The 10,360-nt window shown below is 50.3% G+C and carries 12 protein-coding genes; all 12 read right to left on the reverse strand.

Going from position 1 to position 10,360, the window contains the following annotated elements; translation table 11 throughout:
* Positions 1-23: 23 nt before the first annotated feature.
* Positions 24-1,082, reverse strand: coding sequence for a mandelate racemase/muconate lactonizing enzyme family protein (locus Q3886_RS05460; RefSeq protein WP_301860160.1), 1,059 nt, complete (start codon positions 1,080-1,082; stop codon positions 24-26).
* A gap of 157 nt (positions 1,083-1,239) precedes the next feature.
* On the reverse strand, positions 1,240-2,358 hold the full coding sequence (locus Q3886_RS05465) for an HAD family hydrolase (RefSeq protein WP_301860161.1): 1,119 nt from the start codon (positions 2,356-2,358) through the stop codon (positions 1,240-1,242).
* Positions 2,359-2,367: 9 nt separating this feature from the next.
* Positions 2,368-3,081, reverse strand: coding sequence for a bifunctional phosphoribosyl-AMP cyclohydrolase/phosphoribosyl-ATP diphosphatase HisIE (gene hisIE, locus Q3886_RS05470; protein WP_301860162.1), 714 nt, complete (start codon positions 3,079-3,081; stop codon positions 2,368-2,370).
* Complete coding sequence (gene hisF / locus Q3886_RS05475) at positions 3,081-3,845, reverse strand: imidazole glycerol phosphate synthase subunit HisF (RefSeq protein WP_301860163.1); 765 nt, start codon at positions 3,843-3,845, stop codon at positions 3,081-3,083. Before hisF ends, hisIE begins: the two co-directional genes overlap by 1 nt.
* 1 nt (position 3,846) lies before the next feature.
* A complete protein-coding gene (hisA, locus tag Q3886_RS05480) occupies positions 3,847-4,563 on the reverse strand; it encodes a 1-(5-phosphoribosyl)-5-[(5-phosphoribosylamino)methylideneamino]imidazole-4-carboxamide isomerase (protein WP_301860164.1) in 717 nt (238 codons plus the stop codon).
* Positions 4,564-4,566: 3 nt separating this feature from the next.
* Complete coding sequence (gene hisH / locus Q3886_RS05485; RefSeq protein WP_301860165.1) at positions 4,567-5,184, reverse strand: imidazole glycerol phosphate synthase subunit HisH; 618 nt, start codon at positions 5,182-5,184, stop codon at positions 4,567-4,569.
* A 2-nt stretch (positions 5,185-5,186) separates the two neighbouring features.
* Positions 5,187-5,771 (reverse strand): imidazoleglycerol-phosphate dehydratase HisB, encoded by a 585-nt coding sequence (gene hisB, locus Q3886_RS05490; protein WP_301860166.1) that lies wholly within the window; start codon positions 5,769-5,771, stop codon positions 5,187-5,189.
* Complete coding sequence (gene hisC / locus Q3886_RS05495) at positions 5,764-6,837, reverse strand: histidinol-phosphate transaminase (RefSeq protein WP_301860167.1); 1,074 nt, start codon at positions 6,835-6,837, stop codon at positions 5,764-5,766. Before hisC ends, hisB begins: the two co-directional genes overlap by 8 nt.
* Entirely contained in the window at positions 6,830-8,119 is a 1,290-nt protein-coding gene (hisD, locus tag Q3886_RS05500; RefSeq protein WP_301860168.1) for a histidinol dehydrogenase, read from the reverse strand. The genes hisC and hisD overlap by 8 nt, the downstream gene beginning before the upstream one ends.
* 16 nt (positions 8,120-8,135) lie before the next feature.
* Positions 8,136-8,771, reverse strand: coding sequence for an ATP phosphoribosyltransferase (hisG, locus tag Q3886_RS05505; protein ID WP_301860169.1), 636 nt, complete (start codon positions 8,769-8,771; stop codon positions 8,136-8,138).
* Position 8,772: 1 nt separating this feature from the next.
* Positions 8,773-9,990 carry an ATP phosphoribosyltransferase regulatory subunit gene (locus tag Q3886_RS05510; protein ID WP_301860170.1) on the reverse strand — a complete coding sequence of 406 codons (1,218 nt, stop codon included), beginning with the start codon at positions 9,988-9,990 and terminating at the stop codon, positions 8,773-8,775.
* A 138-nt stretch (positions 9,991-10,128) separates the two neighbouring features.
* Entirely contained in the window at positions 10,129-10,335 is a 207-nt protein-coding gene (locus tag Q3886_RS05515) for a DUF951 domain-containing protein (protein ID WP_301860171.1), read from the reverse strand.
* Positions 10,336-10,360: the final 25 nt, after the last annotated feature.

Below are 10,360 nucleotides of genomic sequence, written 5' to 3' on the forward strand. Positions count from 1 at the left end.
GATAATATACGTATCTATGTCAATTAAAATGACAGCTCCTGCCAGCCTTTTATTTCTGTGATTCCCAGTCCCGGTGCATCAGTCAGTACCAGGCGTCCATTCTGATACTGCAGACCGCCTGCTACCGGATCTGCTGCCATCAGATCGGCTGCATCCAGATCATTTTTTTGAATACATCTCATACCGGCAGACAAGCTGGCCGCTGCAGTAATTCCTACTTTAGACTCGAGCATACACCCCATCATGCAGCCCACGCCGGCAGATGCCGCTACAGCTGCCATTTGCGCCGCCGGCGCCAGTCCTCCGGCTTTCATGAGTTTAATATTGATGAGATCACAGGCCCGCATGGACAGCAGACGAAACACATCGTGAGGGCTGAACACGGCTTCATCGGCCATGATATCCACATCGACATGATCCGTTACCTGCTTCAGTCCTTCTATATCCCAGGCCGGCACAGGCTGTTCCACCAGTTCAATATCCAGCCCGGCATCTTCCATGCGGCGAATAAGGCGTATCGCTTCTTTTGCAGTCCAGCCCTGATTGGCATCCAGACGAATCCCCATATCCGGACCTACAGCCTGCCGTACAGCAGAAACACGCTGAAAGTCAATATCGGCGCCGACACCAACTTTCAATTTAAGCTGCCTGTACCCTTCAGAAACGGCTTTACGGGCATCATCAGCCATCACCGCAGGATCATTGACACTAATCGTCAGATCTGAGACCACTTCGTTCCTGGCACCGCCAAAAAAGCGGTATAAAGGCAAGCCATATTTTTGACCAAATAAATCATGGACGGCCATATCTACAGCTGCCTTCGCCGACGTATTATGTACCATAGCCTGCTGAACAGCCTGCAGAATATCTTCCCGGTCATCAATATCCCGGCCTATCACAGCCGGGGCAAGATACTGCCTGATCGCCGCCGCTGCAGACGTGTGGCTGTCTCCTGTAATGACTACGGTTGCCGGCGCATTGCCATAGCCGACAGAACCGTCATCGCCGATAACCTGTATGATCAGGTCCTCTGCCGTACGGACCTGGCGCAGCGCAGTCTTAAAGGGCGTTTTTAACGGCACAGAAATTTTTCCAATACGTATATCCTTGATTTTCATGGGCTTCTACCTTTCTCAGCACCTGTCAGCATACAGCGTCTCCGAATGTACAGACTATGCAGAATGCCTGGCGCACAAACAGACAGACTAACGCATATACCATACGCAAGTCTGTCTGCTTTTATCGCAATATAGTCAAAATATCTTCTACAGAAGGAACAATATAATCTGCTCCTTCTTTCGTAAACATGGCCCGGGCCTTTTCGCCGTCCAGCCCGGTCAGCGTACCGATCATTACGGCTCCCATAGCTTTGGCACACCATACATCAGCCAGGGAATCGCCGACAATATAATAGATTCCTCGTTTAAAGTCCCCTGGCCGCTTTACATAGTCTGCATACAGTTCGGGATGGCGTCCAAAAGCTCCCAGATAATACGCAAAAGGATTCGGTTTATCCAAAGACATCTTCAGCTGTTTCGACGCTTCTTCCACATCCGTATACGTTGCTACATAGAGGGGATCAAATTCTTCCAGCCAGTGATATGTACGGAAAGGCACTTCCATTTCCATCTGCGACCGTCCCGTAGCAATGGCGATTTCATAGCCCCGCTTCTTCAAAGTCTGGAACATCTGCCGAATTCCTTCAGCCGTCCCGAGAGGTACTTCACGGCGCAGAAATCCTGCCTTTCCAGGAGCATACGGTGCCTTGCCGTAAGTCTGTGTATACAGCTCATCACCAAAGTACCATTCCTGAAAGGCTGCAAAATGAAGCTTCCATAAGGGGGAGTTCAACGGCGTCCACGTCTTGGAAGATTTTCCCAGAGAAGATTCTACGGCTTTGGACAAGTACGCAAATACCTCGTCTTTTCCAGCCCGGTCGGGAATGACGTTGATAAGCCGATGGTACACCTGGGCAGCGTCAGGGACTTCGATATTGCGCAGCAAAGAACCCAGGTACTGTACGTCATCCATCGTATTGAGGTAAATATCGACGGCGCAGTGGTTGCGCTCATATTGTTCCAGCATGAGCCACAGCGTAACGACAATATGGGCGTGTACCATATCCCAGTTGCTGTTGACGCCGTGCTGCTTGAGCCAGTTCAGGATGACATCGTGATCCCAAAAGCGAGCCCGCAGCGCATCAATCTGCGCATCTGTTACATCAGCCGTGACCACTTCTTTCCCCATTTTCATGAAGGCTTTACTGTAGTACCATTCCCACAAGCACAGAGCCGATACATCGAAATACCGCTTTTCGCTGAGAAGGACACCATCTACGTCAAAGATAACTTTTTTCATTATATCTCCTTAAAAGGTTTTGTCCAAATGACCGACTGTTTTTTTATTGCCTTCTACATGAGATCGCTGTTCCAACACCTTCATGACGTCGTTGACAGACACGCCTACATCTTCCCATACGACAGCAAGATGGTACAGCAGATCGGCCGATTCTTTGCACACTTCCAGGCGCAGTGCATCGGCTTCAGCTGATGAAGTACCGGCTACAGGATCGGCATTTTTTGCGGCGATAATGACTTCTGATGATTCTTCACCGATTTTCTTGCAAATTTTATCAATGCCGGTCTGCAGCAAGTAGGCTGTATACGACTTTTCTGTCGGATGAAGGCGTTTTTCTTTAATTTCATCTCCCAGACGCGACAACATGGACAACCCGCCCGTATAGGTGCCGTCCCAGCCGGCTAAACGCCGGAAGAAGCATGATTTATGACCTGTATGGCAGGCCGCTCCGGTCTGATCGACAATGACGAGAAGCGTATCAGCATCGCAGTCGACAAATATATCGAGAACCTTCTGGAAATGGCCGGATGTTTCGCCTTTATGCCATAATTCCTGGCGGCTCCGGCTGTAATACCAGGTTTCACCAGTAGCGACTGTCTTTTCCAGCGACTCTTTGTTCATATAGGCAACCATCAGGATCTGGCCGCTTCTTCCTTCCTGCACGACAGCCGGTACAAGACCGGCAGCATCAAATTTAATATCTGCTATTGCTACTGTATCCATCAGCGTTCTGCCCCTCTCATTGCAATCCCCTGCCCCTGCAGGTATCTCTTTAAGTCTGGAATATCGATCTGGCCAAAATGAAATACCGATGCTGCCAGAGCGGCATCAACGCCTACATCGAAGACGTTTTTAAAATCTTCCATACATCCGGCACCGCCAGAAGCGATAATCGGCACAGGCAGTTCCGTTGCCAGGCGACGGTTCAGGTCCAGGTCAAAACCGGCTTTTTCTCCATCTGAATCCATGGAGTTCATGCATATTTCCCCGGCGCCGAGAGCTACGCCCTGTTTTGCCCAGGCAATGGCATCAATGCCCGTGTTTTTGCGTCCCCCTTCGACATATACCTGCCAGCCTCCTTTTCCGTCCCGCTTGGCATCGATGGACAAGACAACGCACTGACTGCCAAACCGCTGCGCTGCTTCCCGAATCAGTTCGGGCCGCAGAACTGCTGCCGAATTGACTGATACCTTGTCAGCACCAGCCCGCAGGACCTGATGAAAATCATCAATCGTACGGATGCCGCCGCCAATGGTAAAGGGAATATTGATCGCTTCCGCTACAGACCGCACGACGTCAAGAAAGATATTGCGGTGTTCGTGCGTTGCCGTAATATCATAAAATACCAGTTCGTCTGCCATCTGATCAGAATAATATTTTCCTAATTTGACAGGATCATCGACATCCTGAATATGTTTAAACTGTTTGCCTTTTACAACGCGGCCGTCGCGCACGTCCAGACAAGGTACAATTCGTTTTGCCAGCATCTTACATTCCCCCTAGTCCGCGAATTTCTTCCATCGTAATACGGCCTTCATACAGTGCTTTACCGGTAATGGCACCATATACATTCATAGCCTGCAGCTTCTTTAAATCGGCAATGCTGCTCATACCGCCGGAAGCGATAAGACGGATAAGCGGCAGCTGCTGCAGCTGCTGCAGCATATCCATATTAGGGCCGGTCAGCATGCCGTCACGGCTGATATCCGTATATACAATGGTATGAATGCCGATAGACAGCAGAAACTGAGCAAAGGGAAGTACCTTTTTATCACTGCCGTCCACCCAGCCCCGCGTTGCTACGACATCGCCTTTGGCATCAATAGATACGGCCAGAGACGAGCCGTATTTTTTTGCCATTTCCGTAATAAACCCTTCATCTTCCACCGCTTTGGAGCCAATAATCACACGGCTGACGCCGGCATCCAGATACGCACGAATCGCTTCTTCACTGCGAATGCCGCCGCCGACCTGCACGGGAATATCGACAGTATTACAAATGCGGCCAATAATGTCGGCATTACAGCGGCTTCCCGAAAAAGCGCCGTCCAAATCGACGACATGGAGATACACAGCACCTTCGTCACGCCATGTTTTGGCAGCTTCCACAGGGTCATCAAAATAGGTCGTACTGTCTTCCTTTACGCCCTGGCGCAGGCGAACGGCATGACCGCCCTGAATATCAATTGCCGGAAATACGATCATGACCTAGCCCTCCTTCTGTACGTGTTCGATAACGGACTGCAGCAGCTGTTCGCCGACGGCACCGCTCTTTTCCGGATGAAACTGAAAGCCAATGACGTTGTCCTTGCCGCAAATAGCCGGAACAGGCTGGCCATAATCGGCAACGGCAATGACATCTGGCGTATTTACCGGCGATTTATGATAGGAATGAACAAAATATACATACGGATGGGCCGGCAGCTTTTCCTGGAGCCAGTGTTCCTGCCGGAATTCCAGCTCATTCCACCCCATATGCGGCACTTTTAAATGGGTCTGAAACGGTACGATCTGTCCGGGCAGAAATCCCAGTCCTTCATACAGGCCGCCTTCATAGTCTTTTTCAAACAGAGCCTGCATCCCCAGGCAGACGCCCATGAAAAATTTTCCTGCCTGTACCTGTTCCTGCAGCAAGGGAATTAACTCGAATTTCTGCAAGTTAGCCATGGCATCCCGAATGGCGCCGACGCCGGGAAGTTCGACAATAGCCGCGTCGCGTATAACCTGGGGATCTCTCGTAATCTGCACATCTGCGCCCAGCCGCTTCCAGGCATTATATACATTGGCCAAATTGCCTACTTCATAATCAATAATCGCTATCTTCACGGTTATAACACCCCTTTTGTCGAAAGTACACTCGTTTCATCGCCGTCGATGCGAATCGCTTCTTTCAGCGCATGGCCCAGTCCTTTGAACACAGATTCTACAATGTGATGGGCATTGGTGCCGTATAAATTGGCAACATGCAGATTCATGCGGCCGTGAACAGACAGGGCATACAGAAATTCCCTGAGCATTTCCGTTTCAAACGTGCCAATTCGTTCTACCTGCAGAGGCACATCGTACACCAGATACGGCCGGCCGCTCAAGTCGATGACAATGCGCGTCAGTGCTTCATCCATAGGGCAGTAAAACATGCCGTACCGGCGAATTCCCTTTTTATCGCCCAGAGCCTGAGTCAGGGCATCGCCAAAAACAATAGCCAGATCTTCCAGCGTATGATGGGTATCTACGTCCAGATCGCCATGGACATGGAGCGTAATATCCATCCCGCTGTGGCAGGCCAGCAAATTCATCATATGATCAAAAAAACCAATTCCCGTCGTACCGGCAAAGGTTCCTGTTCCGTCGAGATTGAGCGAAACGGCAATCTGCGTTTCTGCCGTTTCCCGTTCTATCTGGGCACTACGCATGGCTTACCTCCTGCTGGAAAACAGCTGCCACTCTTTCTGCAACATCCATCGTCGTCGCCGTAATGCGCAGGCAGTTCTGCAAATCGGCAGCCTTATAGAATCGCACGCATATGTCGGCCCTGCTCAGAGCCTGTACCATAGCCGGGCCGTCCGGTACGTGAACCAGAACAAAGTTGGCTGCACTCCGGTAGGCAGTGACGCCGGGAAGAGCATTGAGCTGATTGCGGAGATACTCTCTGGTCGCAATAGTCGGCGGAACGTTATGAGCCAATATGTCATCTCTGTGGGCCATGGCAATTCTGCCGACCAGCTGAGACAAAACGTTCAGATTATACACCAGTTTAGGCAGTGACAAGGCTTCGATCACGTCTTTTTGCGCCACTGCATAGCCAATGCGCAGCCCTGCCAGGCCAAAGGCCTTGGACAAGGTACGGACGACAATAAGATTGTCGTATTGCCCCAGCTTGGAAATAATGCTGTCCTGCTGCGCAAATTCCAGATACGCTTCATCAATGACGACCGGATTGGGCGAGGCCTGCAGCACTGCTTCGACATAGGATAAGGGCAGCAGTTCTCCTGTCGGGTTATTCGGATTGCATAAGAACGTCAGTTTCGGCTGCAGTTTCTTTTCCTGTTTCAGGAAGGCTTCCTGATTCCGCACATATCCTGGCAAATCGGGGACAGCCACCACCTTGGCGCCGGCAATTTCCGCATCAATGCCGTAAATATCAAAGGTCGGCGTGTGGATCAGCACCGTATCACCGGGATTGACAAAAGTATTGACAATCAGGCTGATAATTTCATCACCGCCGCTGCCGACCAGGACTTCTTCCGGCCGGCACGACACATAGTCTGCCAGAGCAGCCCGCAGCTGTTCTGCAAACGGATCAGGGTAATGGTACGACGGCGTCTGGTCCAGCTGTTTCAGAAACTCTGCCTTAACGGCTGGAAAATCAAAGATATTATAGGGACTTTCATTGGCATTAATAACCGTATGTTCCCTGATTTCCGGTACGTGATACGGTTCAAAGGAGCGAATCGTATGGCGAAGCCAGTTATTATTCATGAAGTCTCCTCCTTACAGCCAGGCCATGAGCCTGCAGCCCTTCTACGTTGGCAAACTGAATGACTTTTTCTGCAACATTTTCAAAAGCTTCTTTATTATACTGAAGGAGGCTGCTTCTCTTGACAAAATCATACACGCCCAGAGGAGACGAAAAGGCAGCCGTCCCCATTGTCGGCAGCGTATGATTCGGTCCGGCAATATAATCGCCAATTGGTTCTGTCGTATACGTTCCCAGGAAAATAGCCCCGGCATTGACGATCTGCGGCACATATTGTTCCGGCTGTTCAAATTCAATTTCCAAGTGTTCCGGTGCAATGAGATTCATGATTTCCACAGCCTGCTTGTGGTCTTTGGTGACAAAAATCTTGGCGTAATTTTCAATGGAAGCGCCGGCAATTTCCTTTCGCGGCAGTTCTTCCAGCTGCCGTTTGACTTCTCCTTCGACCTTTTTGGCAAATGCCGCATCTGGCGTAACCAGAAAGACAGCAGCCCGCCGGTCATGTTCGGCCTGAGCCAAAAGGTCCGCAGCCACCCACACGGGATTGGCTGATCCATCGGCCAGGACGCCGACTTCGCTGGGGCCGGCAATCATGTCAATGCCGACAGTACCAAATACAAGGCGCTTGGCCATGGCCACATAGGCGTTGCCAGGGCCGACGATTTTAAATACAGGCGGAATCGATTCCGTGCCGAATGCTGCGGCAGCAATCCCCTGAGCGCCGCCGACTTTATAGATTTCCGTTGCTCCTGCTACATGAGCAGCAGCCAGAATATAGGGGTTTACCGAGCCATCTTTAGCCGGTGGCGTAAAGACGGCAATAGACGGAACGCCGGCAACATGAGCTGGAATCGTATCCATCAGAACGGTAGACGGATAAGCCGCCGTGCCGCCTGGTACGTAAACGCCGACTCGCTGAATAGGCGTAAACTTGGCTCCCAGACGTACGCCGGGACGGAACGTATCTATCCAGGTCTTTTCTACCTGGCGCTGATGATAGGTCCGGATATTTCCGGCAGTTTCTTCCAATACGGCCATAAAATCGGCGCCGACTTGTTCGACAGCCTTATCTATTTCTGCCTGTGTCACCAGGAAGGAATCAAGATGGACGCCATCAAACCGTTCGGTCAGTTCCCGCACGGCTGTATCGCCCTGTTCCTGCACAGCCTGCAGAATATCTTCTACACTCTTGCGTATTTCTGCACTTTCCGACTGATTCCGCTTCGTAATGCGGCGTATATCGCGGAGCGTCAGCCCCTGTTCCGGTACAGTAATCCATTCCATACATCTTCCCCCTCAGTTATGCTTCCATTTCTTTTTGCTGAATTACAGTCATCAGTTTCTTTATTTCTTCATACTTCATTTTAAACGACACGGGATTACAGATCATGCGGGCACTGAAATCCATGAAATATTCCAGCACTTCCAGGCCATTAGCCCGCAGGGTATTGCCTGTTTCCACAATATCGACAATGACGTCGGACAAGCCGACAAGCGGTGCCAGTTCGACAGAACCATTTAATTTAATAATATCCACACTGTGATGGTTCTGTTCAAAATGACTCCGCGCAATACGCGGATACTTTGTACCAATCGTAATGCGCTTGGTCATGTCCACAGGCTTTCCGGCAATGCCGGCAACAGCCATGCGGCAGCGGCCAATGCCCAGATCCAGTACTTCGTATACGTCTGCATCCGGTGCTTCTTCTACGAGCACATCTTCACCGACAATGCCGACATCAGCCGCACCGCGTTCCACATATACGGCCACATCAGGCGACTTGACCAGCGTAACCTTCAGGAGACCTTTGCTGTCTTCAAAAATAAGCTTGCGGCTGTCCAGAGAATAGGTTGGAAAATCATAGCCGCTTTCCTGCAGGTACGTCATGACCGCTTTATGAATACGCCCTTTGGCGAGCGCAATATGAATTGCCATGTTACAGCCCCCTTACCAGTTCTTCCAATTCCACAGCCGTCAGTTCTTTGCCATCTTTATAATACGAACCATTCCGATAAATGGCATGAATGCTGTAATCGCGGCTGTCAATGAAGGAAGAATCGGGATATGCCGCAACGCGGAACCCCAGGGACCGCCAGTACATCAGATCGCGGATAACGGTCTGATCCGCTTTGGTATACGATACGACGAGCTGGAACGACGGTTCTGTATGAGCCAGCAGGCCGGCGTCACTCATATATTCATAGAGCAAATTAATATTCATGCCAAACCCGCAGGCCGGCCGGTCTACGCCAAACTGCGCAGATAACGTATCATACCGCCCGCCATCAATGACATCATACAAAGCGCCGTCAATATATACTTTAAAGACCGTATCCGTATAGTAATCCAGTTTGCTGGCAAAGCCGAAGTCCAGCTGCACTTTATCAGCAAAACCGGCATACAGAATATAATCGTATACCCGTTCCAGCCGGGACAGCGCGTTGAGCATGCCGCTGTTAATGCTGTATTCTCTCGCCTTGCTGAGAGTCTGCGCATAGGGACCAAATAAAACGGGCAGCGCTTCCAGCGCCCGCCGGGCGTCGCTGTTTAATGCCAGCGAGGCTACATACCGCCGCAGCGCAACCAGATTCCGGTCAGACAAGTACTCCCGAAGCTGCATTTTTTCCTGCTCCGACAGGGGCAGTCCGTCAAACAGTGCCTGTGTATAGGCAGCCGTTCCCATATCAATGCGGATCTGTTCCACACCGACGGCCTTTAACACTTCGGCAGCCATGACGATGACTTCGCCGTCGCATTCCGGACTGGAATCGCCCAGAATTTCAATGCCTCCCTGCAGAAAATCCTTGCCGTATGTAGAGCGGCCAAAATATTCGCGAAATACAGTGCTGACATAGCCAAATTTAAGCAGCTGGTTCGACCGTGGAAATTCACGGGCTGCTGTTTCTACCAGCGGCAGCGTAACATCGGGACGCAAAACGAGAACCCGTCCGTCTGTATCAATGGTCTTGACCATCTGCTGACGCAGATGAGGGAAAAAGTGCTGGTATACATCATAATCTTCAAAACTCGGCGTTTCAATAATTTTACAGCCGTGGTTCATAATGACAGAAACAATCTTGCCCTGAATTCGGTCATAATTTCGCATTTCATCATGGTGGAGCATCTTCACTCCATCCAATGTATTGTGTTTCACGCGATGACCTCCTTTTTCTATCTCTCTTTTCTTTATTTCGGTAAAGTAATAAAGAAAGCAGCTGTGGTACATTGTACCACAAAGCAGGAAAAATAAAAATACCTTTTACAGAAAAACCCTGCCTTTTTTATAGAAACCTTACACATCCTCTTCAGCAGTCTTCAGAATTTTACGGACTGCCTTTTCAAATTTAGGCCGCGGAATCATCACGCGATGTCCACAACCGCAGCAGCGAATGACAAAATCCACGCCAATACGCATGACTTCCCACTCATTCGTTCCACACGGATGGGCTTTCTTCATCTGTACGACGTCACCTACATGATAACGGACAAAATTGGCCATATACTCACACCTCTTTATCTTAATC

It is taken from the genome of uncultured Megasphaera sp. (assembly GCF_958350005.1).
Lineage (GTDB): Bacteria > Bacillota > Negativicutes > Veillonellales > Megasphaeraceae > Megasphaera.

What these genes read in the sequence shown, in the direction of transcription:
- hisD (WP_301860168.1), bottom strand. Translation starts at nt 8,119, where the DNA reads ATGGAATGGATTACTGTACCGGAACAGGGGCTGACGCTCCGCGATATA.
- hisG (WP_301860169.1), bottom strand. Translation starts at nt 8,771, where the DNA reads ATGGCAATTCATATTGCGCTCGCCAAAGGGCGTATTCATAAAGCGGTC.
- hisB (WP_301860166.1), bottom strand. Translation starts at nt 5,771, where the DNA reads ATGCGTAGTGCCCAGATAGAACGGGAAACGGCAGAAACGCAGATTGCC.
- hisF (WP_301860163.1), bottom strand. Translation starts at nt 3,845, where the DNA reads ATGCTGGCAAAACGAATTGTACCTTGTCTGGACGTGCGCGACGGCCGC.
- hisIE (WP_301860162.1), bottom strand. Translation starts at nt 3,081, where the DNA reads ATGGATACAGTAGCAATAGCAGATATTAAATTTGATGCTGCCGGTCTT.
- Q3886_RS05515 (WP_301860171.1), bottom strand. Translation starts at nt 10,335, where the DNA reads ATGGCCAATTTTGTCCGTTATCATGTAGGTGACGTCGTACAGATGAAG.
- Q3886_RS05465 (WP_301860161.1), bottom strand. Translation starts at nt 2,358, where the DNA reads ATGAAAAAAGTTATCTTTGACGTAGATGGTGTCCTTCTCAGCGAAAAG.
- hisC (WP_301860167.1), bottom strand. Translation starts at nt 6,837, where the DNA reads ATGAATAATAACTGGCTTCGCCATACGATTCGCTCCTTTGAACCGTAT.
- hisA (WP_301860164.1), bottom strand. Translation starts at nt 4,563, where the DNA reads ATGATCGTATTTCCGGCAATTGATATTCAGGGCGGTCATGCCGTTCGC.